The organism is Mesorhizobium sp. C120A, from assembly GCF_030323105.1.
Taxonomy (GTDB): domain Bacteria; phylum Pseudomonadota; class Alphaproteobacteria; order Rhizobiales; family Rhizobiaceae; genus Mesorhizobium.
This window is the reverse complement of sequence record NZ_CP100476.1, coordinates 3,617,429-3,643,774: the sequence shown is the minus strand read 5'-3', so window position 1 is coordinate 3,643,774 and position 26,346 is coordinate 3,617,429. Positions and strand designations below refer to the sequence as shown.

At 61.8% G+C, this 26,346-nt stretch carries 30 protein-coding genes and 1 pseudogene; 8 read left to right on the top strand and 23 right to left on the bottom strand.

Annotated elements, in window-relative coordinates; genetic code table 11:
* Positions 1-101: 101 nt before the first annotated feature.
* Together NL532_RS17595 and NL532_RS17590 are read left to right on the top strand one after the other, a co-directional pair.
* Positions 102-1,325: a bifunctional 2-C-methyl-D-erythritol 4-phosphate cytidylyltransferase/2-C-methyl-D-erythritol 2,4-cyclodiphosphate synthase gene (locus NL532_RS17595; RefSeq protein ID WP_023830009.1), complete on the top strand. Its 1,224-nt coding sequence runs from the start codon at positions 102-104 to the stop codon at positions 1,323-1,325.
* Positions 1,322-1,831: a CinA family protein gene (locus NL532_RS17590; RefSeq protein ID WP_023682551.1), complete on the top strand. Its 510-nt coding sequence runs from the start codon at positions 1,322-1,324 to the stop codon at positions 1,829-1,831. The genes NL532_RS17595 and NL532_RS17590 overlap by 4 nt, the downstream gene beginning before the upstream one ends.
* On the opposite strand, the gene NL532_RS17585 is transcribed toward NL532_RS17590, so the two are convergent.
* From NL532_RS17585 to eno, 12 genes are all read right to left on the bottom strand, one after another.
* Complete coding sequence (locus tag NL532_RS17585; RefSeq protein WP_023682552.1) at positions 1,807-2,268, bottom strand: type II toxin-antitoxin system RatA family toxin; 462 nt, start codon at positions 2,266-2,268, stop codon at positions 1,807-1,809. The genes NL532_RS17590 and NL532_RS17585 overlap by 25 nt on opposite strands.
* 11 nt (positions 2,269-2,279) lie before the next feature.
* A complete protein-coding gene (gene lipA, locus NL532_RS17580) occupies positions 2,280-3,245 on the bottom strand; it encodes a lipoyl synthase (RefSeq protein ID WP_023682553.1) in 966 nt (321 codons plus the stop codon).
* A gap of 127 nt (positions 3,246-3,372) precedes the next feature.
* Complete coding sequence (locus NL532_RS17575) at positions 3,373-3,630, bottom strand: GlsB/YeaQ/YmgE family stress response membrane protein (RefSeq protein ID WP_023668920.1); 258 nt, start codon at positions 3,628-3,630, stop codon at positions 3,373-3,375.
* Positions 3,631-3,732: 102 nt separating this feature from the next.
* Positions 3,733-5,181, bottom strand: coding sequence for a dihydrolipoyl dehydrogenase (gene lpdA, locus NL532_RS17570; RefSeq protein WP_023830008.1), 1,449 nt, complete (start codon positions 5,179-5,181; stop codon positions 3,733-3,735).
* A gap of 22 nt (positions 5,182-5,203) precedes the next feature.
* Positions 5,204-5,845: an SGNH/GDSL hydrolase family protein gene (locus NL532_RS17565; RefSeq protein WP_023755213.1), complete on the bottom strand. Its 642-nt coding sequence runs from the start codon at positions 5,843-5,845 to the stop codon at positions 5,204-5,206.
* Positions 5,842-6,261: a hypothetical protein gene (locus NL532_RS17560; RefSeq protein ID WP_023668917.1), complete on the bottom strand. Its 420-nt coding sequence runs from the start codon at positions 6,259-6,261 to the stop codon at positions 5,842-5,844. Before NL532_RS17560 ends, NL532_RS17565 begins: the two co-directional genes overlap by 4 nt.
* Positions 6,262-6,275: 14 nt before the next feature.
* Positions 6,276-7,697, bottom strand: coding sequence for a pyruvate dehydrogenase complex dihydrolipoamide acetyltransferase (locus NL532_RS17555; protein WP_286487391.1), 1,422 nt, complete (start codon positions 7,695-7,697; stop codon positions 6,276-6,278).
* Positions 7,698-7,699: 2 nt separating this feature from the next.
* Complete coding sequence (locus tag NL532_RS17550) at positions 7,700-8,005, bottom strand: hypothetical protein (RefSeq protein ID WP_023714177.1); 306 nt, start codon at positions 8,003-8,005, stop codon at positions 7,700-7,702.
* Positions 8,006-8,031: 26 nt separating this feature from the next.
* Positions 8,032-9,453 (bottom strand): pyruvate dehydrogenase complex E1 component subunit beta, encoded by a 1,422-nt coding sequence (locus NL532_RS17545; RefSeq protein ID WP_023668915.1) that lies wholly within the window; start codon positions 9,451-9,453, stop codon positions 8,032-8,034.
* A gap of 15 nt (positions 9,454-9,468) precedes the next feature.
* Positions 9,469-10,515: a pyruvate dehydrogenase (acetyl-transferring) E1 component subunit alpha gene (gene pdhA / locus NL532_RS17540; RefSeq protein ID WP_023682559.1), complete on the bottom strand. Its 1,047-nt coding sequence runs from the start codon at positions 10,513-10,515 to the stop codon at positions 9,469-9,471.
* 195 nt (positions 10,516-10,710) lie between these two features.
* Complete coding sequence (locus NL532_RS17535) at positions 10,711-11,034, bottom strand: FtsB family cell division protein (protein ID WP_023830006.1); 324 nt, start codon at positions 11,032-11,034, stop codon at positions 10,711-10,713.
* Between the two features lie 138 nt (positions 11,035-11,172).
* Positions 11,173-12,447: a phosphopyruvate hydratase gene (eno, locus tag NL532_RS17530; protein ID WP_023682561.1), complete on the bottom strand. Its 1,275-nt coding sequence runs from the start codon at positions 12,445-12,447 to the stop codon at positions 11,173-11,175.
* 103 nt (positions 12,448-12,550) lie between these two features.
* Between eno and NL532_RS17525 the strand changes: the two genes are divergently transcribed.
* Complete coding sequence (locus tag NL532_RS17525; protein ID WP_196813895.1) at positions 12,551-14,131, top strand: glycoside hydrolase family 19 protein; 1,581 nt, start codon at positions 12,551-12,553, stop codon at positions 14,129-14,131.
* 109 nt (positions 14,132-14,240) lie between these two features.
* Entirely contained in the window at positions 14,241-14,363 is a 123-nt protein-coding gene (locus NL532_RS17520) for a hypothetical protein (RefSeq protein WP_023734039.1), read from the top strand.
* An 82-nt stretch (positions 14,364-14,445) separates the two neighbouring features.
* Here the strand turns inward: NL532_RS17520 and NL532_RS17515 are convergent, their stop codons facing one another.
* From NL532_RS17515 to NL532_RS17490, 6 genes are all read right to left on the bottom strand, one after another.
* Positions 14,446-14,811 (bottom strand): PRC-barrel domain-containing protein, encoded by a 366-nt coding sequence (locus NL532_RS17515; protein WP_023668909.1) that lies wholly within the window; start codon positions 14,809-14,811, stop codon positions 14,446-14,448.
* 84 nt (positions 14,812-14,895) lie between these two features.
* On the bottom strand, positions 14,896-15,099 hold the full coding sequence (locus NL532_RS17510) for a dodecin family protein (RefSeq protein WP_023668908.1): 204 nt from the start codon (positions 15,097-15,099) through the stop codon (positions 14,896-14,898).
* Positions 15,100-15,196: 97 nt separating this feature from the next.
* Positions 15,197-16,075 carry a 3-deoxy-8-phosphooctulonate synthase gene (gene kdsA, locus NL532_RS17505; RefSeq protein ID WP_031203542.1) on the bottom strand — a complete coding sequence of 293 codons (879 nt, stop codon included), beginning with the start codon at positions 16,073-16,075 and terminating at the stop codon, positions 15,197-15,199.
* On the bottom strand, positions 16,072-16,944 hold the full coding sequence (locus NL532_RS17500; RefSeq protein ID WP_023734041.1) for a VOC family protein: 873 nt from the start codon (positions 16,942-16,944) through the stop codon (positions 16,072-16,074). The genes kdsA and NL532_RS17500 overlap by 4 nt, the downstream gene beginning before the upstream one ends.
* Before the next feature lie 55 nt (positions 16,945-16,999).
* A complete protein-coding gene (locus NL532_RS17495) occupies positions 17,000-17,290 on the bottom strand; it encodes a Dabb family protein (protein ID WP_023701748.1) in 291 nt (96 codons plus the stop codon).
* A 114-nt stretch (positions 17,291-17,404) separates the two neighbouring features.
* Complete coding sequence (locus tag NL532_RS17490) at positions 17,405-17,539, bottom strand: hypothetical protein (protein ID WP_023668905.1); 135 nt, start codon at positions 17,537-17,539, stop codon at positions 17,405-17,407.
* A 253-nt stretch (positions 17,540-17,792) separates the two neighbouring features.
* On the opposite strand from NL532_RS17490, the gene NL532_RS17485 reads away from it, so the two are divergent.
* Entirely contained in the window at positions 17,793-19,043 is a 1,251-nt protein-coding gene (locus NL532_RS17485) for an SAM-dependent methyltransferase (protein WP_023726784.1), read from the top strand.
* Positions 19,044-19,103: 60 nt separating this feature from the next.
* On the opposite strand, the gene NL532_RS17480 is transcribed toward NL532_RS17485, so the two are convergent.
* Positions 19,104-21,083 carry a bifunctional 2',3'-cyclic-nucleotide 2'-phosphodiesterase/3'-nucleotidase gene (locus NL532_RS17480; protein WP_023830004.1) on the bottom strand — a complete coding sequence of 660 codons (1,980 nt, stop codon included), beginning with the start codon at positions 21,081-21,083 and terminating at the stop codon, positions 19,104-19,106.
* 141 nt (positions 21,084-21,224) lie between these two features.
* The gene (locus tag NL532_RS17475) at positions 21,225-22,490 is read right to left on the bottom strand and encodes an NAD(P)/FAD-dependent oxidoreductase (RefSeq protein WP_023668902.1); all 1,266 of its coding nucleotides are present in this window, start codon (positions 22,488-22,490) and stop codon (positions 21,225-21,227) included.
* 179 nt (positions 22,491-22,669) lie between these two features.
* On the opposite strand from NL532_RS17475, the gene NL532_RS17470 reads away from it, so the two are divergent.
* Positions 22,670-23,335, top strand: a complete 666-nt coding sequence (locus NL532_RS17470; protein ID WP_023816022.1) for a 5-formyltetrahydrofolate cyclo-ligase — start codon at positions 22,670-22,672, stop codon at positions 23,333-23,335.
* 55 nt (positions 23,336-23,390) lie between these two features.
* Here the strand turns inward: NL532_RS17470 and NL532_RS17465 are convergent, their stop codons facing one another.
* Positions 23,391-23,663 (bottom strand): hypothetical protein, encoded by a 273-nt coding sequence (locus tag NL532_RS17465; RefSeq protein WP_031203541.1) that lies wholly within the window; start codon positions 23,661-23,663, stop codon positions 23,391-23,393.
* 50 nt (positions 23,664-23,713) lie between these two features.
* Positions 23,714-23,896 (bottom strand): annotated as a pseudogene (locus NL532_RS17460) (Lrp/AsnC ligand binding domain-containing protein); the annotation flags it as partial.
* A gap of 174 nt (positions 23,897-24,070) precedes the next feature.
* On the opposite strand from NL532_RS17460, the gene NL532_RS17455 reads away from it, so the two are divergent.
* Complete coding sequence (locus NL532_RS17455) at positions 24,071-24,484, top strand: hypothetical protein (protein ID WP_155922397.1); 414 nt, start codon at positions 24,071-24,073, stop codon at positions 24,482-24,484.
* Here NL532_RS17455 and NL532_RS17450 read toward each other — a convergent pair.
* Positions 24,481-24,954, bottom strand: a complete 474-nt coding sequence (locus NL532_RS17450) for an Lrp/AsnC family transcriptional regulator (RefSeq protein WP_023668897.1) — start codon at positions 24,952-24,954, stop codon at positions 24,481-24,483. The two genes, NL532_RS17455 and NL532_RS17450, sit on opposite strands and share 4 nt — an antisense overlap.
* A 155-nt stretch (positions 24,955-25,109) precedes the next feature.
* On the opposite strand from NL532_RS17450, the gene ald reads away from it, so the two are divergent.
* Positions 25,110-26,225: an alanine dehydrogenase gene (gene ald, locus NL532_RS17445; protein WP_023688436.1), complete on the top strand. Its 1,116-nt coding sequence runs from the start codon at positions 25,110-25,112 to the stop codon at positions 26,223-26,225.
* Positions 26,226-26,346: the final 121 nt, after the last annotated feature.

The following is a 26,346-nucleotide window of genomic DNA, read 5'->3' as shown; positions in this document are numbered from 1 at the left end:
TAGCCATAAGAAAGGCATTGTGCAACGCGCAATGACGTCACATTGCGGCGCATTTGGGAAAATGCTGGCCTTCGCCATAAGCCGCGACTAAGCCTCTCGGCATGACAGACGCAAGCGAAAAACCGGCCGAGGCGACGACCGACAAGGTCGGCGTGGTCATCGTTGCAGCCGGCCGCGGCGCGCGCGCCGGACAGGCCGACGGGCCGAAGCAATATCAGCGCGTCGGTGGCCGTGCCGTCATCGCGCGCACGCTGGAGACGTTCCTGGCGCATCCCGAAATTGGTCCCGTCGTCGTCGCCATCCATGCCGATGACCGCGCGCTTTTCGACAAGGCAGCCGGCGTATATGCCGAGCGGGTTACCGCCGTGGTCGGTGGCGAGTCGCGCCAGGCCTCGGTCCGGCTCGGCCTGCTGGCGCTGAGGGAACGTACGCCCGGCCGTGTCCTTGTCCATGACGCGGTGCGGCCGTTTGTCGACACGGCCCTGATCGACCGTATCATCGCCGCCATTGGCGAGCGCCAGGGCGCGCTGCCCGCTTTGCCCGTCGCCGATACGCTGAAGCGCGAGTCGGCCACCGGCATGATCGAGGAGACGGTGCCAAGGGCCGGCCTTCATGCCGCGCAGACGCCGCAAGGCTTTCCGTTCTGGCCGTTGCTCGCCGCGCACGAAAAAGCCCATCATCTCGGCAAGACGGATTTCACCGACGATGCCGCGATCGCCGAATGGGCGCATATTCCGGTGAAAATCGTTCAGGGGTCGCCGGACAACGTCAAACTGACCTGGGCAAGGGATATTGCGATGGCGGATCAGCGGCTTACTGGCGAGCGTTTTCCAGACATTCGCACCGGCAATGGCTATGACGTGCACGCCTTCGAGGCAGGCGACCATGTCACTCTGTGCGGCGTCGCCATTCCGCACGGCAAGAAGCTTTCGGGACATTCGGATGCCGATGTCGGCCTGCACGCGCTGACCGATGCGCTGCTCGCCACTTGCGGCGCCGGCGACATCGGCACGCATTTCCCGCCTTCCGATCCGCAATGGAAGGGCGCGGCGTCGAAGATCTTCGTCGAGCATGCGGCCAGGTTGGTGCGCGAACGCGGCGGCCGCATCGCCAATGCCGACATCACGCTGATCTGCGAGGCTCCGCGCGTCGGCCCGCATCGCGAGGCCATGACCAACGCGTTGTCGGCGATGCTGGGCATTTCCAGCGATCGCATCTCCATCAAGGCGACTACCAACGAAAAACTCGGCTTTGTCGGCCGCGAGGAAGGCGTCGCCGCCATCGCCACAGCCAGTGTCGTCTTCCCCGGGGAGGTTCCCGCATGAACAACAGCGATCTTGCCAACGCCCTGCTCCAGGTCTGCCAGCAGCGCGGCATCATGCTGGCGACGGCCGAGAGCTGCACCGGCGGCATGATCATCTCGGCACTGACCGACATTGCCGGCTCGTCCGCTGTCGTCGATCGCGGCCTCATCACCTATTCCGATGAAGCAAAGATGGAGATGCTCGGCGTCTCGCCCGCCACACTCGAGGCGCATGGCGCCGTCTCGCGCGAAACGGTTCTGGAGATGGCGGCGGGCGCTCTGGCGCGCTCGCGCGCCGGGCTGGCGCTTGCCGTCACCGGCATTGCCGGCCCAGGCGGCGGTTCGCCGGAAAAACCGGTCGGCCTCGTCTGGTTCGGAGTTGCCCTAAGACGTGGGCCGGTGGCTGCCGAGCTCAATATGTTTGCCGACAATGGCCGCGACTTCATCCGCCGCGAGACGGTCAAGCATGCGCTGGAGATCGGGCTGCGCGCGCTCGGCGACACTCATGAGATGGGCGTCGTTCCGTAGATGACGTCCGCACGTTTTTCGAAGGCTTCGGAAAACATGCGGAAGGCGCGATCGAACATGGTGCCCATCACCACGCCGAGGATGCGGCTCTTGAACTCGTAGTCGATGAAGAAGCGGACGTTGCAGCCGCCGCCGTCGGCCGGCTCGAAGCGCCAGATATTGCTGAGATATTTGAACGGTCCATCGATGTATTTGACATCGATTGTGTTCTCGTCCGGCTTCAAAAGCACCTGCGTCGTAAAGGTCTCGCGGATCGCCTTGTAGCCGATGCTCATATCGGCGAGGAGAATGGTGCGGCCGTCACGCTCCTTGCGCGAGCGCACCGTCAGCGCCTCGCAAAGCGGCAGAAATTGCGGATAGGTCTCGATATCGGCGACCAGAGCAAACATCTGCTCCGGCGTGTGGGCAACGCGGCGTGTGGCTTCGAATTTCGGCATTGAAGCAGGATTTAACTGGCTTTTTTGAGCTGCGCCTCACGCGCGGCCCGCAGCCTGGCGAAATCGTCGCCGGCGTGGTGCGAGGAGCGCGTCAGCGGGTTCGACGCCACCAGCAGGAAACCCTTGGTCTTGCCGATCGTCGCGAAGGAGTTGAACTCCTCCGGCGTGACGAAGCGGATCACGGGGTGGTGTTTCTTTGACGGCTGCAGATACTGGCCAATGGTCATGAAGTCGACATTGGCCGAGCGCAGGTCGTCCATCAGCTGCAGGATCTCGTTGCGCTCTTCGCCGAGGCCGACCATGATGCCGGACTTCGTGAAGATCGACGGGTCGAGCTCCTTGACCCGCTGCAACAGCCGGATCGAGTGGAAATAGCGGGCACCCGGCCGCACCGTCAGGTAGTTCGACGGCACGGTTTCGAGATTGTGGTTGAAGACATCGGGCTTGGCCGCCACGACGATCTCCAGCGCGCCTTCCTTGCGCAGGAAATCGGGCGTCAGGATTTCGATCGTGGTCAAGGGCGTCGCTGCTCGGATCGCCCGGATAACCTCGGCGAAATGCTGCGCGCCGCCATCGGCGAGATCGTCGCGGTCGACCGAGGTGATGACGACATGGGTCAGCCCCATCTGCTTGACGGCGTGCGCGACGCGTGCCGGCTCATCGGCATCGAGCGCGGTCGGAATGCCGGTGGCGACGTTGCAGAAGGCGCAGGCGCGCGTGCAGATCTCGCCCATGATCATGAAGGTGGCGTGCTTTTTCTCCCAGCACTCGCCGATATTGGGGCAGCCGGCCTCTTCGCAAACCGTGACCAGCTTGTGCGACTTCACGATCTCGCGGGTTTCGGCATAGCCCTTCGACATCGGCGCCTTGACGCGGATCCAGTCGGGTTTGCGCAGCACGTCCTGATCAGGCTTGTGTGCCTTCTCGGGGTGCCGCAGGCGCGGCGCGTTGGCGATCGTGTCGAGAACAGTGACCATCTCAAACCTGACTTGTTGGCGTCTGCCCGTCGGCATTCGCCCTTCTGGCGTCATCTAGGACTTTTCGGTGCAAAGAAAAAGGCTGCGGCGGCGCATGCCGCCACAGCCTTTTTCGCATAGCGGTAGTCTAGCGGCGTATCAGCCGCCCGGCAAAGATCAGCAGGCAGGCGCCGATGAAGCCGGTGATCAGGTAGGCGAGCCAGCCGACACCGAAGGGTTCGATGTTGAGCGCCCTGAGAATTGCGTTCAGCACCACCGCGCCGACAATGCCCATAATGATGTTCATCAAGACGCCGGTATTGCTCTTCATGACCATCTCGGCCAGCCACCCGGCCAAACCGCCGATGATGATGGCCGCAATCCAGCCCACGCCATTCACGTCCATATGCCAACTCCTCCAGTGTCAGGTGAAAATGCATCCGGAAACGAACTGTCTTGCCGTAAGGTTCCTCCGGCGCATGCGTCTGAGTCTCGCGGCAGCAATTTATCACGCGTTGAGCGCACGGCCATAGGCATCAAGCACGCTTTCCTTCATCATCTCCGACAGCGTCGGATGCGGGAAGATGGTGTGCATCAGTTCTTCCTCGGTGGTCTCCAGGTTCATCGCCACGACAAAGCCCTGGATCAGCTCCGTCACCTCGGCGCCGACCATATGCGCGCCGAGCAGCTGGCCGGTCTTCTTGTCGAAGATGGTCTTGATGAAGCCCTGGTCCTCGCCAAGCGCGATCGCCTTGCCGTTGGCGCCGAACTGGAAGCGGCCGACACGAATGTCCTTGCCTTCGGCCTTGGCCTTGGCTTCGGTGAGCCCGACCGATGCGACCTGGGGGTTGCAATAGGTGCAGCCCGGGATCTTCAGCTTGTCTGTCGCATGCACGCCGGGGAAATTGGCGATCTTTTCGATACACACCACGCCTTCATGCTCGGCCTTGTGGGCAAGCATAGGCGGTCCGGCGACATCGCCGATAGCGTAGATGCCGGGAACGTTGGTCTTGCCATAGCCGTCAATGACGACGCAGCCGCGATCGGTCTCCACGCCGAGCGTCTCGAGGCCGAGATTTTCGATGTTGCCCTGCACGCCGACGGCCGAGATCATGCGGTCGGCGGTGATCTTCTCGACCTTGCCGTCCTTCATCTCGACATGTGCGGTAACCGAGTTGGTGCCCTTCTCGACCTTGGTCACCTTGGCCTCGAGGATGATTTTCATGCCCTGCTTCTCGAACTGCTTCTGCGCGAATTTCGAGACCTCGGCATCCTCGACCGGCATCACCGCCGGCAAAAGCTCGACCACCGTCACCTCGGCGCCCATGGTGCGGTAGAAGGAGGCGAACTCGATGCCGATGGCGCCCGAACCCATGACCAGCAGCGATTTCGGCATCTCCTTCGGCACCATCGCCTCGAAATAGGTCCAGATCAGTTTGCCGTCCGGCTCGATGCCGGGCAGCGCGCGCGGCCGGGCGCCGGTGGCGAGAATGATGTGCTTGGCGGTATAGGTCCCCTCGCCCTTGACGCCCTTCGGCACCGGCGGCTGCGGCTCCATCGGTTTCTTGGCCGTCTTGGAAACGACGATTTCACCTGGCTTTGAAAGCTTGGCCTCGCCCCAGATAACGTCGACCTTGTTCTTCTTCATCAGGAAGGCGACGCCGCCATTGAGCCTCAACGACACTTTGCGCGAGCGGTCGACGACAGCGGCCGTGTCGGCGCTGACCTTGCCGCCTTCGAGCTTCAGGCCGTAGTCCTTCAGATGGTCGGAATAGTGCATGATCTCGGCCGAGCGCAGCAGCGCCTTGGTCGGGATGCAGCCCCAGTTGAGGCAGATGCCGCCGAGATGCTCACGCTCGACGATGGCAGTCTTGAAGCCGAGCTGGGCGGAGCGCACCGCCGTGACATAGCCGCCGGGGCCTGAGCCGATGATGATCACGTCGTAGGATTCAGCCACGGGGTTTCTCCCTGATTTTTCTCTAGAGTTCCAGCATCACGCGCACCAATGGCGCCAGCGCCTGGCCGATATTTCGCGTGTTTTCGGCATCGAGATGGACGCCGTCGATCGGTGTGGTCTCGGCCACCGTGCCGGCATCGAAAAAGCCGCAGCCGGCCTCGTCGGCGAGCGCGGAATATTGCGGCGCCAGCCGCTTCGAGGCCTCGTCGCCGCCGGCAAACATTTCCTTGAATTCGGCATTGTCGGTGCGGCTGACCGCTGGTGGCGCGACGATCAGGATTTGCGGCGCGGCCCAGTCGAACGGATAATCGTGGCCGCGCACGATGTCGATCAGCCGCTGCACCCCCTGCTTGGCCGCGACCGGATTGCCGTGGATCCAGGGCTTCATGTCGTTGGCGCCGAGCATGATGATGATCAGGTCGAGCGGCGCATGGCTGGTCAGGATCGTCGGCAGCACCTTGGCGCCATTGCGGTCGGCACCAGCCAGGTGATCGTCGAAAGCCGTGGTGCGGCCGTTCAGACCTTCGGCAATGACTTCGATATCATCGTCGCCCAACGCCGCCTTGAGCACGCTCGGCCAGCGATCTTCCAGCGCATGACGCCCGAGGCTCGCCGCGTCATAGCCCCAGGTCAGGGAATCGCCGTAGCAGAGGATCGTCTTCATGCACCCGCACCCGCCTCCGCCCTAAGCCCGCGCCGCACGCGCCATCCCACGAACAGCCACTGCACGATAACCGTGGCGATGCTTGGCAAAAACAGACCGGCGACAACGGGGAGATCGCCCGACCACTGGGCTTTGCCAGGCGGCTGCGAGAAGGTCCAGGCAATCAGCCCGATTCCGGCCAGCACGAACAACGAAACCCCAACAAGCCCCGTCAGGTTTATCGCCCTTTGCGGGTTTGGCACGAACTGCGCGATGAAAAACGCCACGGTCGCAACGATGGTGACCAGCGCCGAAACCATGAAGACCAGGATGTATTCGGAATTCGCATTGGTGACGATTGCCAGCCACAGCGCCACCAGCCCGCCGGCCAGGCCGGAAAGGATCAGGGCGAAAAGGCTGGTGACGAATTTCCGCACAGCCTTTTTCCTTCCTAGACCAGCATGCCCATCGGATTTTCGATCATGCGCTTGAAGGCGACCAGAAGTTCGGCGCCGAGCGCACCGTCGACGGCGCGGTGATCGGTCGACAGCGTCACCGACATGATATTGGCGATTTTGATCTCGCCATTCTTGACCACCGGCCGCTGCTCGCCCGCACCCACCGCCAGGATCGTCGCATGCGGCGGGTTGATGACGGCGGCAAAGTCCTTGATGCCGAACATGCCGAGATTGGAGACAGCCGTCGTGCCGCCTTGATATTCCTCAGGCTTCAGCTTGCGGCTGCGGGCACGGCTCGCCAGATCCTTCATCTCGTTGGAGATAGTGGACAGCGTCTTTTCGTCGGCGTGGCGGATGATCGGCGTGATCAGGCCGCCGGGGATCGACACGGCAACGCCGACATCGGCGTGCTTGTGCTTGACCATGGCGCTTTCGGTCCACGATGCATTGGCATCCGGCACCGCCATCAGCGCCATCGCCATCGCCTTGATCACCATGTCGTTGACCGAGAGTTTGTAGACGGGAGCCTCGCCCTTGTCGGTCTTCTTCGTCGGAGCAGCCGCATTGATCTGTGTGCGCAGCGCCAGCAGCGCATCGAGCTCGCAGTCGAGCGTCAGGTAGAAATGCGGGATGGTTGTCTTGGCCTCGACCAGGCGGCGCGCAATGGTCTTGCGCATATTGTCGTGCGGGACGAGCTCATAGGACCCTTCGGCAAACAGCTTCAGCACCTGTTCGTCCGACATCGCCTTGGGTGCCGCAGCCGGAGCCGCAGGTGCCGCAGCGCCGGCAGGTGCGGCTTTCGCGGCCGGTGCAGCCTTGGCGCCACCGCCGGCAATCGCCGCCTCGACATCGGCCTTGACGACACGGCCATGCGGGCCGGTGCCGGTTACGGCGGACACGTCGACTCCGGCATCCTTGGCGATGCGACGAGCCAGCGGCGAAGCGAAGGTGCGCTCGCCTGACGATTGGCTGATCTCCCCCCTTGTGGGGGAGATGGCCGGCAGGCCAGAGGGGGGCGCGACAGACTGAGAGGTCGGCGGGGCAGCGCCCCCCTCTGTCGACTTCGTCGACATCTCCCCCACGGGTGGGGAGATTGACGCCTTATCCTGCTTGGCATCGGCTTTCGCGGGCGCGGCATCGCCACCACCCTTTGCCGCCGCCCCTGCATCCTCGCCTTCGCCGGCGAGAATGGCGATCAGCGCATTGACCTTGACGCCTTCGGTGCCGGCCGGAACGACCAGCTTGGCGACCGTGCCCTCATCGACGGCCTCGACTTCCATCGTCGCCTTGTCGGTCTCGATCTCGGCGATCACGTCGCCCGGCGAAACCTTGTCGCCCTCCTTGACCAGCCACTTGGAAAGATTGCCCTCTTCCATCGTGGGCGAGAGTGCCGGCATGGTGATGTTGATTGGCATAGTTACTCTCCCTGCAAGCCAGCCGGGCTAACCACGGCAAGTTCTAGACGTTTGCCTTTGAATTCCTTGCCAATCGATCGGGCCAAGAAGAAATTCAAACAAAGGAATGATGCTACAAGCCCAAGGCATGCTCCCCCAACAGAGCTCAGTACCTGAATTGCCTCATGGCGAAGTCCAAAAAAACCGCCAATGAACCCAATGACGAACCCAACAATCGCGCCAGCAACAAATCCACAAGCGATACTAGACAGGAAGCTCCGCCAAAATAGAGACCAAGCTATTCTCCTCACATCTGCCATCGTCGCCATTTCTGCCTCCCCCGCAAGAAAGACCGTCAGCGATACGTGACGGCTTTGACCGCCTCTATGACCTCGCCGACATTGGGCAAAGCCAGCTTTTCGAGGTTCGCCGCATAAGGCATCGGCACGTCCTTGCCGGCGATGGTGATGACCGGCGCGTCGAGAAAGTCGAAGGCGCGCTGCGACACCTGATTGGCGATGTGGTCGCCGACCGAGCTTTGCGGGAAACCTTCTTCCACCACGATCAGGCGGTTGGTCTTTTTTACGGAGGCAATGACGGTGTCGAGGTCGAGCGGGCGGATGGTCCTGAGATCGATGATCTCGGCATCGATGCCCATGCCGCGCAGTTCGGCCTCCGCCTTGATGGCGTAGGTCATGCCGATGCCGAACGAGACGATGGTGACGTCCTTGCCCTGCTTGTGAATGCGCGCCTTGCCGATTGGCAGCACGAAATCGTCAAGCTTCGGCACGTCGAAGGACTGGCCGTAGAGGATTTCGTTTTCAAGGAAGATGACCGGGTTCGGATCGCGGATCGCCGCCTTGAGCAGGCCCTTGGCGTCGGCAGCCGTGTACGGCATCACCACCTTTAGCCCGGGAATATGGCTGTACCAGGCGGCATAGCACTGCGAATGCTGGGCGCCGACGCGGGCGGCCGCACCGTTCGGTCCGCGGAACACGATCGGTGCGCCCATCTGGCCGCCCGACATATAGAGCGTCTTGGCCGCGGAGTTGATGATCTGGTCGATCGCCTGCATGGCGAAGTTGAAGGTCATGAACTCGACGATCGGCTTCAGGCCGGCCATCGCCGCACCGACGCCGACGCCGGCAAAGCCGTGCTCGGTGATCGGCGTGTCGACGACGCGGCGCGGCCCGAATTCCTGCAGCAGGCCTTGCGTGATCTTGTAGGCGCCCTGGTATTCCGCGACCTCCTCGCCCATGACGAAGACATCGCCGTCGCGGCGCATTTCCTCGGCCATGGCATCGCGCAAGGCCTCGCGCACCGTAGTCGAGATCATCTCGGTGCCGGCGGGAATATCCGGATCGGCGGCAGGTTTGGCTGCCGGAGCGGCGGGAACTGCCTTCGGAGCCTCGCCGGCATCCTGGGGAGCCGCCTTTGAGCCTTCCTCGGCTGCATCGGTCCGCTGACCGCCAGCGGAAATGGCATCCTGGGTGGAGGCAGGCTTGCCGCTCTTTTCGACGTCGCCTGCACTTTCCCCGTCCTGCAGCAACACGGCGATCACCGCATTGACCTTGACGCCTTCGGTGCCGGCGGGAACCACGATCTTGCCGATCGTGCCTTCATCGACGGCTTCGACTTCCATGGTCGCCTTGTCGGTTTCGATCTCGGCGATGACATCGCCGGCGACGACCTTGTCGCCCTCGTTCTTCAACCACTTGGAAAGATTGCCCTCTTCCATGGTCGGCGAGAGAGCGGGCATGAGAATTTCGATCGGCATGTCCTTGCCCTCCCGTTACAATACGATGTCGGTCCAGAGCTCGGACGGATCCGGCTCTGCGTCGTGCTGGGCAAATTCGGCGGCGTCGGCGACGATGTCGCGGACTTCCTTGTCGATGTTCTTGAGTTCGTCCTCGGTCGCCCACTTCTTGGCCGTCAGCCGCGCCTTGACCTGCTCGATCGGATCATGATCCGATCGCATCTTCTGCACTTCTTCCTTGGAGCGGTATTTCGCGGGATCCGACATCGAGTGACCGCGATAGCGATAGGTCTGCATCTCGAGGATGATCGGACCGTTGCCGGCACGGCACCATTCGGTCGCCTGATCGCCGGCGGATTTGACCGCACGCACATCCATGCCGTCGACCTGAATGCCGGGAATCTTGAACGAGGCGCCGCGATGCGAAAAATTGGTTTCGGCCGACGAGCGCGACACCGAAGTGCCCATGGCGTAGCGGTTGTTCTCGATGATGTAGATCACCGGCAGCTTCCACAGCGAGGCCATGTTGAAGCTTTCATAGACCTGACCCTGATTGGCAGCGCCATCGCCGAAATAGGTCAGCGACACATTGTTGTTGTCGCGGTAGCGGTTGGCGAAGGCGAGACCGGTGCCGAGCGAGACCTGCGCGCCGACAATGCCGTGGCCGCCGTAAAAATGCTTCTCCTTGGAGAACATGTGCATGGAGCCGCCCTTGCCCCTCGACAGGCCACCACGGCGTCCGGTCAGCTCTGCCATGACGCCCCGCGGTGACAGTTCCATCGCCAGCATGTGGCCATGGTCGCGATAGGCGGTGATCATCTGGTCGCCGTTGATCAGCGACATCTTCATGCCGGTGACGACCGCTTCCTGGCCGATATAGAGGTGGCAGAAGCCGCCGATAAAGCCCATGCCGTAGAGCTGGCCGGCCTTTTCCTCGAAGCGACGGATAAGCAGCATGTGCCGGTAGGCGGCAAGCTCCTCGTCCTTGGTGAAGTCGGCCGGCTTGGGGGCGGAAAGCCCCGTTGATTTGGCGGATGTCGATTTAACGGATTTGGCAGGCGCTTTTTTGGCGGCGGTGGCCATGCATCACTCCCTGTTGGCGTCTCTTCGCGGACACTAAAGCAGACCATGTCTGCTCCGGGGAGGATCAGCTCCTCCCCACCGATTGGAAGGAAGCTAACATGCGAGACCGCGTTTCGCCATGCAGAAAAACGCATGGCTGGCATGCATCTAAATGCCTAGAATCATTGGAAATAAAAGCGATTAACCGAAATTTGGTTATTTCGAATTGGCCGGCAGCATGATGGTGATTTCATCGGGCTGGGACAGATTGAGCGCCCGGCGTGCCTGCTCGTCGAGCATATCCTTTTCAAGCGTACCCTCATGCATCAGCTGGACACGCCGCTCCAGATCGACCCGGCGCGCCTTGATGGCATCGTACTTGGCCTGCAATTCGATGGTCTGCGCTTCGAGCTGATATTTGGAATTGATGCCGAACTCGCCATGATAGGCATGGAAGCCGAAATAGACCAGGAACGCCACGCAAAGCGACGGGATGATCAGCCGGCCGGTGTTTCTCTGCTTGTGCTGGCGTGTCCACATGGTCGCAATCCTTTGACCGCCATTTGTCGCTCGATTGTGCTTAATGGACGGTTACGGACAGGTGCATTAGCCAGCGGCCGCAACGAAAAAGGGCGGGAAAATCCCGCCCTTCCATCGTTTTCGCCAGTTCGGCAGAATTTAGGCTTTGACCACCGACTTGCCAGCGTAGCGCGCCTGCTTGCCGAGCTCTTCCTCGATGCGGATCAGCTGGTTGTACTTGGCCATGCGATCCGAGCGCGACAGCGAACCGGTCTTGATCTGCCCGCAATTGGTGGCGACGGCGAGGTCGGCGATGGTCGAATCCTCGGTTTCGCCCGAACGGTGCGACATGACGGCTGTGTAGCCTGCCTTGTGCGCGGTCTCGACAGCGTCGAGCGTTTCGGTAAGCGAGCCGATCTGGTTGACCTTGACCAGGATCGAATTGGCGACACCCATGCGGATGCCGTCGCGCAGCCGCGCCGTGTTGGTGACGAAGAGGTCGTCGCCAACCAGCTGCGTCTTGTTGCCGATCAAATCGGTCAGGTACTTCCAGCCCTCCCAGTCGTCCTCGGCCAGGCCGTCCTCGATCGAGATGATCGGATAGTCGGCGGCGAGCTTGGCCAGGTACTTGGCCTGCGCCTTCGGATCGCGGGTCTTCTTCTCGCCCTCATAGACGTAATTGCCGTCCTTGAAGAATTCGGTCGCCGCACAGTCGAGACCGAGCGCGATCTCTTCGCCCGGCTTGAAGCCGGCCTTCTCGATTGATTCCATGATGAAATCGAGCGCCACCGGCGCACTCTTCAGATTGGGCGCGAAGCCGCCTTCGTCGCCGACATTGGTGTTGTGGCCGGCATCCTTGAGCTTCTTGCGCAGCGTGTGGAAGATTTCCGAGCCCCAGCGCACGCCTTCGCGCAAAGTCGGCGCGCCGACCGGCAGGATCATGAATTCCTGGAAATCGATCGGATTGTCGGCATGCGCGCCGCCATTGATGATGTTCATCATGGGCACCGGCAGCAAATGCGCCTTGGTGCCGCCGACATAGCGGTAAAGCGGCAGTCCGGCGGCTTCCGCCGCGGCCTTGGCGACCGCCAGCGAGACGCCGAGGATGGCGTTGGCGCCGAGCCGGCTCTTGTTGGGCGTGCCGTCGAGCTCGATCATGGTCTGATCGATGTGGATCTGGTTTTCGGCTTCCATGCCGCCGATCGCCTCGAACAGCTCGCCATTGACGGCCTCGACCGCCTTGAGCACGCCCTTGCCGAGATAGCGGGCGCCACCGTCGCGCAGTTCGACGGCCTCATGCGCGCCGGTCGACGCGCCCGACGGCACCGCGGCGCGGCCCATTGAGCCGTCTTCGAGAACGACGTCGACCTCGACGGTCGGATTTCCACGGCTGTCCAGGATTTCACGCCCGACAATGTCGATGATGGCGGTCATTGCGATGTCCCCGATTGATCGATTGAAAGCGTCGCGCCCCTCTTAGCCAAAGTGCCGCAAAAGGCAATCAGGAATGGCATGAAATAATAGTGACGATCGCCCCATGCGCTCAGGCCGTGGGGCATGGGCGACGCCATCTGAACGCAAACAGCCCGCCCTGACGTCATATGTCTGGCGCCGCATGGGGCGGGTGCCCCTCCCCTTTGATTGCGGCAATCCCTTATCACAAAATACCAGGCGGCACGCAAACTCCAGCAGATGCTTCAAAAGAGGCTACCGCCAACGTGACAAACTTCACAATGCAGAGAATTCGAAGATGTTAGCGTCACATCTACAACGCGAACTATTTGGCGACCACAGTGAAATCAACAAACTTGAACTCTTTGGGGAGGCGGCAATGGCAGCGATTTCAGGCACTGGCTGGGAACTTCTTATTAGCCGCAAAGTCGAGCATATGAGGGGCACCCGACGCAGGACAGTTGGTACCTATAAAGTCTTCCACAACGGCACGGCAGTAACGGGTCTATCGGGGTTCGTGTGTGAATCTCGCGGCCCTGGCGACAATTCCAAAGAAGACAATGGCAGGCGCATCGAGCCCGGCACCTATCCACTGGCGACACAGGCCGGAGGCAAATATGTGACCATAGGCTACACTGGCGCCAAGACGCCACCCAAACCTGGACTCGAACTGCTGAAGACCAACAAGCGCACCGAAATCCTGATCCATCCGGGCGTCAATTTCCTGTCCAGCGTCGGATGCATCAACCCGACGAAGAAGGTGAGCGGTCCTCTTTCCGACATGGATTTCACGGAGAGCCGGACATGCGTAATCGCCCTCATTGACGATCTGAAAACCTTTGCCGGCGGTGGCTTCCCGAAAAGCAACGGCAAGCGAATTCCCAATGCTTCGGTGGTCGTCGAAGGCGAACCGGTGCTGTCGACCGAGAGTGTCGAGATCGTGCTCGAAGCGGTTGCGGGCGATCCGAACAAGGGTTTGCCGGCAGCGGTCTTCCAGAAATTCGCGCCGAGACCGGCAAGCGGTTCCAAGCGAACAATCTATGACGGTTACATCGGCGCCTTTACCTCCGACAAGGGCCTCAAGACACTTGGCGATCATGGCGTGTGCAACAATTATGATCGGCTGATGCATTTCTTCGCTCAAGCGGCGATGGAAACCGGTGGCTTCACCCTCATTCGCGAATCCCTGACCTACACGACCGTGGCGGCAATCCGGAACGCATGGAGGTCGCGAGCCGCGGGCAAGACCGATCAGTGGATCGGGGACAACCTGCTGCGCAAGCCGCAAGCCCTGGGCGACTGGGCCTATGGCGGCCGCATGGGCAATGTGAAAGGAACGTTGGACGGCTTCAATTTCCGCGGCGGCGGCACGTTCCAGACCACCGGGCGCGACGCGTACACGGCCAAGGGCAAGCTCGCCAAGGTTGACCTCGCCAATCATCCTGAACTGATCGAGGATCCGCAGACTTCGCTGCTCGCAGCTTGCGCCGAATGGAAAGGGTCAGGCTGCAATGCCTTTGCCGATGCCGGCCTGATCAAAAAGATCTCGCGCGCGATCAACGTCGGCAACGCCAATTCCGCCACGCAGGCCAATGGCGAAGCGGATCGGATCGCCTGGCACGAAAAGGTTTTCAAGGCGGTGAAGAATGCCGGACTCCTCGGCTGAGCATGCCTCGGATCACGTTCGACAACACCACGTCATCATAATTCAGAGATAACAATCTCTGTGTCGACTAGGATGGTGATGCGCGGGGCGAAACAGGAGGAGTTTCGCCATGTCCGAGTTGAGCGGTATCGTGAGTTTGTTCCTGATCGCGGCGGCGTTCCTGACGTCCTGCGATACGCAGCAGCCGCCAAGGGCGGCGACGCAGCTGTCCACGTTTTATGCGGCAGAATAATTTAGAAACTGTCGGGTTGCACTGAAAAGGCCCCCGTTTCGGAATTCGGGGGCCTTTTCACGTCAGGCGTCAGCGCAGCTGATCAATGCCAATACGGCGTGACCTTGTAGTAATCATAGGAAGCATCACGCGCGGCCTCGCCATCGGCGCCGGCCAGTTCATTGATCGAATAGGCGGGTGCTGCCTTCAGCTGCTCCTTCGAGAACGGCACGACATAGCCGCCCTTGTCCTCGTCATAGTCGAGGCTCGCCCACGGAATGGCGTGATACTTCTCGCCAATGCCGAGAAATCCACCGAACCCGATCACCGCGAACATGATGCCGTTCGACGTCTTGTCGAGCATGATGTCCTCGATGCTGCCGATGCTCGTGCCTTCGGTGTTGTAGACCGACGTGCCGATGACGCGCGAAGCGGCGATGGCTTCGGTGTGGCCTGTCTGGGTGGTCATGGCTGCTGCTCCTCATGTCGTTGATCGATACTTTGACAATGAGGGGCGCGGGCGAAAGTTCCCGTTTTTTCGAGCGGCGGGCGGTTACTCCGCGAGGATGAACGTCACCTTCATGTTGACGCGATAGGCCGCGATCCTGCCGTCCTCGACGACGATCTTCTGGTCCTGGATCCAGGCGCCTTCGACGTTCTTCAGGGTCTTTGAGGCGCGCTCAATCCCCTTCTCGATGGCGTCCTGAAAGCTCTTTTTCGACGACGACGTGATTTCGGTGACGCGGGCGACGGACATGGCTTCCTCCTGCCAAGACGCTCATTTGCAGCAGCGAGCCTACAGCCGGCTTATGCCTTCCACAAGCAGGGCAGCGCGCGCGCCATAGCCGAAACCATCAGCCTCGGTTCAGGTCAGCAGCATTCTTGGCGATGCGGTCGAATGCCATCAGTCTTTCGAGCAGCGCCGGCATGTCCTTCAGCGGCAGCATGTTGGGCCCGTCGGAGGAGGTCGAATTGTCGGGATCCTGGTGGGTCTCTATGAACACGCCGGCGACGCCGACGGCAACGGCAGCCCGCGCCAGCGTCTCGACAAAGCGGCGCTCGCCACCGGAGGAACCGCCCTGCCCGCCTGGCTGCTGCACCGAATGGGTGGCGTCGAAAATCACCGGCGCGCCGATCTCGGCCATCACAGGCAAAGCCCGCATGTCCGACACCAGCGTGTTGTAGCCGAAAGACGCGCCGCGCTCGGTGGTCAGCACATTGAGGTTGCCCGAACCGGTGATCTTGGCCACCACGTTCTTCATGTCCCAGGGCGCCAGGAATTGCCCCTTCTTGACGTTGATCACCTTGCCGGTCTTGGCGGCGGCGACCAGCATGTCGGTCTGGCGCGACAGGAACGCCGGAATCTGCAGCACATCGACATGGTGTGCGACGATCGCGCACTGCTCCTCGGTGTGGACATCGGTCAGAATGGGAACCGAAAATTCCTTGCGCAACTCGTCGAACACCGGAAGCGCCGCGTCCATGCCGGCGCCGCGCGTTGCCGACAGCGAGGTGCGGTTGGCCTTGTCGTAGCTGGTCTTGTAGACGAGGCCGATGCCGAGCTTGCCGGTCAGTTCCTTCAGCGCGCCGGCCATGTCGAAAGCGTGCTGGCGCGATTCGAACTGGCACGGGCCGGCGATCAACGCCAGGGGCCCGCTGTTGTCGAAGACGACGTTGCCGATGGTTACCGACGAATTCGGCGCCAGCGAATTGGGCCCTTGCGGCTTGCTCATGGGGTCTCCCGGAAGATGAAAGCCGCGCCCTGTCCGGATGCCGGCTGCACGACGATTTCGTTGCCCGCTATATCGTGCCCGACGGCGTTGTCTGCAAGCAGCCTCGCGACAGCGCCGACACTGCGGACTGAAAAGACAATCGCGGCGAAGCGAACTCTTGTCGGCGCACCGGCCGGAATGTCGAAGCGCGCGGTGAAAGCCGCAGGATCCAGAACGGTCAGACGCGCATTCGGCAGGTCGAAGACCGCGCTGCTCTGCTGCTCCGAGCCAACCACTGTCGAGATCAGGCTGATCTGCGTGGAAGGCGCGTCGCTGACCGAGACGATTTCGGCAATGCCGGTCACGCCGTTGGCATGGGCCTGCAGTGCCGTACGGTCGATTTGAGGGGCGTTGATCCGCTCGCAAGCGAACAGAAAGGCGTCCGTCGTCTCGGCGCCCGCGGCGAAAGCCAGTTTGAACGAGGCCATGTCGCTCTTTCCGGCCGTATCGGTGAAGGCGCGGGAAAAGCTCAGCACGTCTCCCGCCGACATACCGGCCGAGACATAGCGCGCATGATCCGCATCGGCGTCGTCGGTGGCCAGCACTACGGCGGAAAAGCCCTCATCGCCCAGGCTGGCGCGATAGAGGCGGTCGCGCGCGACAAAGACATTGCCGCCGGCGATCGCACTCGCTGCCACCTGTTCATTCCCAACCGCCAGCGGTTCGAGATAGGTGCCGTCGGCAAGGAAGACGCAGCAATTTTCAGTGCCGAAGGGATGAATGCCGGTTGGCGCGACGACGAAGCCAAGCGATGTCAGCCGCGCCCGCGCCACGGCGAGGCTCGCCGTCGGCAGCACCAGATGGTCAAGCGGATGGGTCGTGCTGGTCATGCCGGCGCGGTGTGCATCATTCCCGAAATTGGTTCAAGGCCTCTTGCCGGCCCGATCAGGCCGTCGCCACGATATCGGCCGAATAGCGCAATTCGCGCAAGGGTTTGACCCGGCTGGTCGTCTCGGCATAGAGCGGGTGCGCCTTGTATGCGGCAAGCGCGGCCTCATCCTCGAACTCGGCATAGACGACCACGTCGATCGCATCCGACAGCGGATCGACCTTGGTGTTGAGCGTCACCTCGAAGAGGCTTGAATGCGGGATCTTGCCCAGTGTGAGCAAGCCCGTGCGCACGGCCTCGACATCGTCCTTGCGCCGCGCGCTGAAGAAAACGATATGCCGGATCACGCCTGCCTCCACGTTCGATTTGCGGCATGTTTTGTGTGAGCGGGACCGTCGCGTCAACCGCCACGATGTCGCGCCCGGCAATGCCGGCAGGCGACTTTGCAGAGGCGCAAAAAGCTAGGCTTTGCCGGTGACGTAGCGCACGACGCGCGACATCTCCCTGACCGTCGTGTCGAGATAGCGGCCCTGATTGTAGAGGCCATCCCAGATCAGGAAAAAGGCGATGGCGGTGATGACGATGACGTAACGCATGGCTGAAACTAACGTATGTGGCTGTTCCTAACCATAGCGATTTCACCGGCGGTCGCTCGCCCTCACCGATTCTGGCCCCAGGCACGCCACCTGGGCCAGTGCCGGGCACGGCTTGCCTCTTGAAGTTCCGGTCGATGCGGTGGAAGATTGTGGCGAAAGCAGGCAGCGGCATTCGCGCCTGGCGAATGAAAAGTGGAGGATGTGGGGGCCGGCAGATCTTGCGCCGCCCCGCGGAAGTCCAGGGGGGTGTGAGATGGCTGTCAGGGAATACAAAGGCATCGGCGACGCCATCAGGCTGGACGAACTCAATTTCGCCGAGATGGTCAAGGGCCTGCCGGCCAAGGCGCGCATGGTGCTGTCGGCGGCGATGAAATTGCCGCGCGGTTCGCTGAAGGTGAGGATGCCGGATGGCCGGGCGGTTCTTGTCGGCGGCAACGGACCCGGCCCGGATGCCGAACTGGTGTTGAAGAACTGGCGCCTGCCCGGCCGTGCCTTTTCCGGTGGCACCATCGGCGTTGCCGAATCCTACATGGACGGCGACTGGGAAAGCCCTGATGTAACCAGCTTCCTCGAACTGTTCGTCGTCAACTCGGCTGTTGGCGAGCGCATTGCCGGCGGCGCCAGCTGGCTCATCAACACGGTCCAGCGCATCCGCCACTGGTTCAACGAAAACACCCGCACCGGCTCGAAGCGCAACATCTCGGCGCATTACGATCTCGGCAACGCCTTCTACAAGCAATGGCTCGATCCCAGCATGACCTATTCGTCGGCGCTCTATGCGACCGGCGCCAACGACCTGGAAAGCGCTCAGGCCGCCAAATACCGCGCGCTGGCCAAGGATACCGGCATCGGCAAGAAGGACCATGTGCTCGAGATCGGCTGCGGCTGGGGCGGTTTTGCCGAATTTGCCGCGCGCGAGATCGGCTGCCGCGTCACCGGCCTGACCATCAGCCGCGAACAGCACGATTTTGCCAAGGCGCGCATCCAGAAGGCCGGGCTTGCCGACAAGGTCGACATCAAGCTGCAGGATTACCGAGATGAAACGGGCACTTACGACCGCATCGCCTCGATCGAGATGTTCGAGGCGGTCGGCGAAAAATATTGGCCGGTTTTTTTCGGCAAGATGAAGGCGTGCCTGAGGCCCGGCGGCACCGCCGGCCTGCAGATCATCACCATCAACGAGGCCGCTTACGACACCTATCGGGCGCGGCCGGATTTCATCCAGCGCTATGTCTTCCCGGGCGGCATGCTGCCGACGCCGTCGATCCTGAAGACGCTGGGCAGCGACCATGGCCTTTCCCATCTGCGCGAGCGCGTCTTTCCGGACGACTATGCCCGCACGCTTGCCGAATGGCGCAACCGCTTCTGGGCGTCGTGGGAAAAGATCGTCCCGCTCGGCTTCGACGACCGCTTCAAGAAGCTTTGGGAATTTTATCTCCACTATTGCGAAGCCGGCTTTAGAGCCAGCTACATCGACGTGCGCCAAGTGGTCTACAAAGCCTGATCCGAAGCGTGATTGAGCGGGCGTATGCCCGCTCGTTTTCCCTGTTAGCTGCACGTTGCCTCAAAGCAGGATGCGATACTTCGCAAACCCGGATTCGCCCTCGCCGGCCGGCTCGATCTTGAGCGATTTCACCCCAGATATGAAATCCTTCGCTTTGGGGCCGGTCTCGAACACGACGCTGGTGCCGGGCAGCGGCGTGAACGACCAATTGTCGTCGGCCGAGGGGTTGATCGTGCCTTCGCTGACGACGTAGCGCACGATCACGTCGCGGTTGGTGTCCGGCGCCTCGTAGATGATCTTCGAGGCATTGATGTCGGGGAAATTGCCGCCACCGCCGGCGCGGTAATTGTTGGTGGCGACGACGAATTTCGCTGCCGGATCAATCGGCTTGCCGTCGAAGCTGAGGCCGACGATGCGGTTCGAGCCGGCATTGGCGACGCCACCCTTGGCATCGTATTTCGGCAGCTGCGACAGGTCTATTCCGTAGCTGACGCCATCGATCACATCGAAATTGTAGGACGGGAATTCGGTGTCGATGAGCGCCTGGTCGGCTTTGCCCGGCTCGATCTTCCTGAAAATGCCGGCCGACATTTCCAGCCATTCCTTCACTTGCGCGCCGGTGATTTCGACGGCACGAACCGTGTTCGGATAGAGATAGAGGTCGGCGACGTTCTTGATGGCGATGTCGCCCACCGGCACGTCGGTATAGTAGTCGGCGCCGTTGCGCCCGCCGGCCTTGAAGGGCGCCGCCGCCGACAGCAGCGGCACGTCCTTCCACTGCGTGCTTTTTAATATGTCCTTGAGGTACCAGCTCTGCGCCTGGTTGACGATCTGCACCGACGGATCGTCGGCGACCAGCGCGAAATAGGAATAGAGCGGCGCCGAGGTCTTGCCGACCGGTCGGCGGACATAGGCAAGTGTCGCCTCATGGTCCGCCTTCAGCGCATCGACGACGCGCTGGTCGTCCGCCACCGTCGGCTTGTTTGCCTTGTCGACGCGCTCGTAGATCGGCCTTGCCTCAGATGTGGCCGAGGCTACGCGCCATTTCGATCCGTCCCGTTCCAGAAGCAGATCGATCAGTCCCATATGCGAGCCCCAGAAACCGCCCATCACGGCGGGCTTGCCCTGCAGCGTGCCTTTCTCGGTGTCGACGCCATCGAGCGCCTGAAAATCCTTCTTGCCGGGGAAGACCAAATGCTGATGGCCGGTGAACACCGCATCGATGCCTTCGACGCCGGCGACGAAGAAGGAGGCGTTCTCCATGCCGTCGCCCTGCTTGATATCGATGCCGGAATGCGAGAGCGCGATGACGATGTCGGCGCCCTCCTCCTTGATCTGCGGCACCCATGCCCTGGCCGCCTCGACGATGTCGCGCGTCCTGACATTGCCTTCCAGGTTCTTCAGGTCCCAGACCATGATCTGCGGCGGCACGAAGCCGATGATGCCGATCTTGATCGGCTGCTCGGCGCCCGACCCGTCCTTGATCTTCTTGTCGAGGATGACATAGGGCTTGAGGTAGAGCTTGTCGTCGCGCGGGTTGGCGGCAAGCTCGGTGCCGCGGATCAGATTGGCGCAGACGAACGGGAAATTGGCCCCGGCCAGCACCTTGTCGAGGAACGACAGGCCGTAATTGAACTCGTGATTGCCGAGCGTCGAGCATTCATAGCCCAGCAGGTTCATGCCCTTCATGATCGGATGCAGATCGCCTTCCTTGAGGCCCTTCTCATAGGCGATGTAATCGCCCATCGGATTGCCCTGCAAAAGATCGCCATTGTCGATCAGCATCGCATTGGTGGCTTCCTTGCGCACCGCCGCGATCAGTGAGGCCGTCCGCGACAGGCCCATCGTGTCGTTGGCTTTGTCTGCGTAGTAGTCGTAAGGCAGCACATTCACATGGATGTCGGTGGTCTCCATGATCCTCAGATGCGCCTGATTGGCCTGCGCGCGGGCGGAAAACGGATGCAGCATGATCAGCGCCCCGCTGGCGGCCGCACCGGCAAGCAAACTACGGCGGGAGACGGGGTAATTGAGATGCGGCATTGGTTTTCCTTCCCAGCGACGTGACAAGATCCCAGCCCCGGGCGGAAGCTTCGCGCCGAAAACCGGCCATGTCCATCGGGAAGTCAGTCGATCAGCAAAAGGTGACGGCTGGATGAATATCCTTGGCCGCGGTTGAGAACCTCAGCCCTTGTCATCGTCGCCCTGGGTGATCAGCCGCGCGCTGCGCTGGCCGGTGAAATAGATCCATAGCCAGCTAAGCGACACCGAGAGCCGGTTGCGGAAACCGATCAGGAAGTAGATATGCGCCACGCCCCACAGCCACCAGGCAAGCCATCCCGTGAGCTTGATCGAGCCGAAATCGATCGCGGCTGCCCACTTGCCGATCGTCGCCAGGTCGCCGGCATGTTTGTAGCGGAAAGGCCGCGGCGCGCCATCGCCGGCCAGCCGCGCCCTGATCGTCGCGGCGACATGCTTGCCCTCCTGCTTGGCCGAGGGCGCCACGCCGGGCACCGGTTTGCCGTCCGGCCGCAAGACATGCGCGGTGTCGCCGATGACGAAGATTTCAGGACTGTTCGGCACGGTCAGATCGGGCTCGACCATTACCCTGCCCGCCCGGTCCACCGGCGCGCCCAGCCACTCTCCCGCGGGGGAAGCCGCCACGCCGGCGGCCCACAGGATGGTTCGCGCCGGCAGATGCGTATCGCCAAAGACGACGCCTTCGGCATCGAGGCGCGTGACGGCGCGGCCAAGCTCGACCGTGACGCCCCGCCGCTCCAGCGCCTTGCGCGCATAGTCGGACAGCTTTGGCGCGAAATTGGCTAGGATCCTGTCTCCGGCCTCGACCAGCACCACACGCGCCTCACGCGTGTCGATGTTGCGGAATTCGCCGCGCAGCGTTTCATGCGCGAGTTCCACAATGGTGCCGGCAAGCTCCACGCCGGTCGGGCCGCCGCCGACGATGACCAGTGTCAGCAGTGCCTGGCGCTTGGCCGGATCGGTCTCGCGCTCGGCCTGCTCGAAGGCGAGCAGGATGCGCCGGCGAATGGTGGTTGCGTCTTCAAGCGTCTTCAGCCCGGGCGCGAAAGGCTCCCATTCGTCGTGGCCGAAATAAGCATGACGCGCGCCGGTGGCGAGCACCAGCGTGTCGTAGGGAACAGAACTGCCGTCCTCAAGCAGCACGCGTTTGCCTGGACGGTCGACGCCGGTGACGTTGCCGAGCAGGGTCGTCACGTCCTCGCGCTTGCGCAGCAGATGACGGATCGGCCAGGCGACTTCCGAGGTCGCCAGCGAGGTGGTCGCCACCTGGTAGAGCAGCGGCTGGAAAAGGTGATGGTTGCGCTTGTCGATCATGGTGATGCGCACGGGTGCGCCGGCCAGCGCCCGGGTGAGTTCGAGACCGCCGAACCCTGCGCCGACGACAACGACATGATGGCTGGTTTCACTCATCGCATTCACCCCTGTTTGTCTCCCTTTATCTAGTGATTTTTGTGCACCGCAACAATGTCGGGGCGAGCTAGATTGCCGCTTAAGGCTGCCCAGGACTCGTCGCCGGATGTCGCGAATGCCTATGTCGGCAAGCATGGACGGGTATAGCCTTGCAGGGGCTGGAACCACGGGAGTGAAGCATGGCCAACGACGATGACAAAGATGGCAAAGGGCGGGCGCAATATTCTTCGCCACCTTGCTTCATGCACGAACTCGATCCGGAATTTCGCGCGCCATTGACCGACTGGACCGATGTGCGCCGTTGGCGCAAGGCCGAGCGCGAGCGTCTGATCGCGGCACGGTTGGCGGTTTCCGCCGATGCGCGGGTGGCGATGTCGCGGGCTATCGCCGAAGGGCTCGACGCGGCAATCGGCGACATTGCCGGCCGCATGGTCAGCCTCTATTGGCCGTTTCGCGGCGAGCCGGACCTGCGGCCGTGGATGGCGTCGATCAACGAACGCGGCGGCCGCACGGCGCTGCCCATCGTGATCGAGAAAGGCCAGCCGCTGATCTTCCGCGCTTATGTGCCCGGCGACCGGCTGGAAAAAGGCATCTGGAACATCCCGATCCCGGCCGAAGGCGAGCCGGTGCTGCCCGACATCGTCATCTCGCCGATCGTCGGCATCGACCCGCGAAACTACCGCCTGGGCTATGGCGGTGGCTTCTTCGACCGCACGCTGGCTGCCATGCCGTTCAAGCCATTGGTCATCGGCGTCGGCTACGAACTGCAGCGCATCCCCACCATCTACCCGCAGCCGCACGACATCCCGATGGACCAACTGGTGACCGAGGTATTAAAAGCCTAGCGTGATGAGATTCAGAGACCCTCCGTGTGATCGCACATATTCATAAATATCACGCTTAGAAAAGATCGCCGTTGGTGTCATTCCCAGGCAACTGAGGAATATCCGCCTTACCGGCATCTTTATACTCGGCCAACAAACGAATGCGGCGATACACACTGAACAGAATTTTCAGAAAGACAAGCGGATCTCCGGTGCGCGCGTGTAGCGCACCTGCAGACGGAAGCTCAATCAATCGGGCCATGTCATTGGCACTGTCGGCGATTATCTTCACCTCTTCAGCGGCTTTTCTAGTATCCACTTTATTTGTTTTAAGCACAATTCCGTGCACTCCGCTACTCAGCTCCTAAGCCTCTCCGCTTCTTCTCCATCGCCGCGCGATCAACAATCGCGCAAGGCAAAGGACGAACTGATCTTCATCACGTGCGGCATAACAGACAGCCACTTCTTGTGGATGCGTTGATAGCCCACGAGGTGCTTCGCCGCGATGCGCAGGATGTAGTCGTATTCACCCGACATCAGGTGGCAGGACAGCACATTTGGGCAGCACTTTATCGCCGCATCGAGGCCGGTTGACCGCCGTGTAGCAACACAAATGTTACGTGACAAAAATCCGACGTGGTCGATAAATACTCTTTAAGGGAACCATGCTGCAGCGAACCGCTTCGACATGCGCTTCGGGCGGATCCAACAGTGTCGAGCCGCTCTTGAATTGGCTGCTTCGCAACGGGTGGCGAGATGATCGGACGAACCATAGCAATTACCCTCGCAATTGCGTTTTCCCTTTCGCCTTTGCATGCGCAACCACGGCATCGTTTGCCGAGCGGCTACAAATGGGGCCGCTGCCTGCTTGTTGTTGGCGGTCAGACCCGCATATCCGGAAGGTGCTCTTATCAAATCGAGCAGGGCGGCGATTTCAATATCCAGGGACCGAAGCAAGTTTTTGCAGGGATCGACTATCCTGATCCGCATAGTGGCGCTGGTGAAATGTCTAAAGATTACTGGGCGGATGTCTACAAGGACGGTGATGTCTGGGCGGGCTATGCAAACTCCGACATTCGCGCCACCCACGGTGATGAACGCTGGGAAGAACTTCGCCGCGAAGGCGCATGCTATATCGGGAAGGACGTCCGAGTATGTTTGTGGCGTTAAGCCAGTTCCGGCTTCATTCCCATGGCGGTCCGATCGACGATCTCGCGCAGGGCAAAGGATGAGTTGATCTTGGTCACATGCGGCATCGCCGACAGCCACTCCTTGTGGATGCGCTCATAGTCGACCAGATCCTTGGCGGCGATGCGCAGGATATAGTCGTATTCGCCCGACATCAGGTGGCACGACAGCACATTCGGGCAGCGCTTGATCGCCGCCTCGAAATCCGACAGCGTCTTTTCGAACTGTCCCGACAGCGATATGTGCACGATCGCCGTCATCTGGTGACCGAGCGCTGCATTCGAAAGCCGGGCGTGATAGCCGCGGATGGTGCCGGATTTCTCCAGATTGTCGAGCCGGCGCGAACAGGCCGACTGCGACAGGCCGACCCTTTCGGCGAGCGCCGCATTGGGTATGCGGCCATCCTTCTGCAGTGCCTCGAGAATGGCGATATCGATCCTGTCGAGCGGCATTTCTCGTGATTCCTGCGAAATTTCCTTGATTTCGCGCAACGATTATCGAAACGCGTGACCCCGCGCAAGCGCATTCGCAAACACCTGCGCAACGATTTGTGGTTCACTCGGTTGATACAGGGAACGAGCCCGAAGGGCCGGATCAGGAGAAGACTATGCGCGTCGGTTGCCCCAAGGAAATCAAGAACCACGAATACCGCGTCGGCCTGACGCCGGGCTCCGTCCGCGAATATGTCGCGCATGGTCATGAAGTGCTGGTCGAAAGCGGCGCCGGCGCCGGCATCGGCGCCGATGACAATGCCTACCGCGCCGCCGGCGCCACCATCGCCAGGACCGCCGCCGACGTGTTCGCCAAGTCCGACATGATCGTCAAGGTCAAGGAGCCGCAGCCCAACGAATGGGCGCAGCTGCGCGACGGCCAGATCCTCTACACCTATCTGCACCTGGCCCCGGATCCGGAGCAGACCAAGGGCCTGCTCGCGTCCGGCGTCACCGCAATCGCCTATGAGACCGTAACCGACGACCGCGGCGGCCTGCCGCTCTTGGCGCCGATGTCGGAAGTTGCCGGCCGCCTGTCGATCCAGGCCGGCGCGACCGCGCTGCAGAAGGCCAATGGTGGCCGCGGCGTGCTGCTCGGCGGCGTGCCCGGCGTGCTGCCCGGCAAGGTCACCGTGCTCGGCGGCGGCGTCGTCGGCCTGCATGCCGCCCGCATGGCGGTCGGCCTCGGCGCCGACGTCACCATCATCGACCGCTCGATCCCGCGCCTGCGCCAGCTGGACGACCTCTTTACCGGCCGCGTCCACACCCGCTACTCCACAGTCGAGGCGCTTGAGGAAGAATGCTTCTCGGCCGACATCGTCGTCGGCGCCGTGCTCATCCCGGGTGCTGCTGCACCCAAGCTGGTGACCCGCGAAATGCTGTCGGGCATGAAGAAGGGCTCGGTGCTGGTCGACGTCGCTATCGACCAGGGCGGCTGCTTCGAGACTTCGCACGCCACCACCCATGCCGAGCCGACCTATGAGGTCGACGGCGTGATCCATTACTGCGTCGCCAACATGCCGGGCGCCGTGCCGGTGACCTCGGCGCACGCGCTCAACAACGCGACGCTGCATTATGGCCTGCAGCTGGCCGACAAGGGCCTGAAGGCGCTGGTCGACGACCACCATTTGCGCAACGGCCTCAATGTCCACAGGGGCAAGATCACCAATCGCGCCGTGGCCGAAGCACTCGGCTATGAGCTGGTCGAACCGAAAGTGGTTCTGGCTGCCTGACCTGACCTGGCATTTTGCCTCCCTTACCCGCCGGTTGTACCGGCGGGTTTTTCTTGGCTACAAGACCGCAAAACGCCCGCTCCAGGGCAAGGTGCAGCCCCTCTCGACAGCGCTTTTGCCT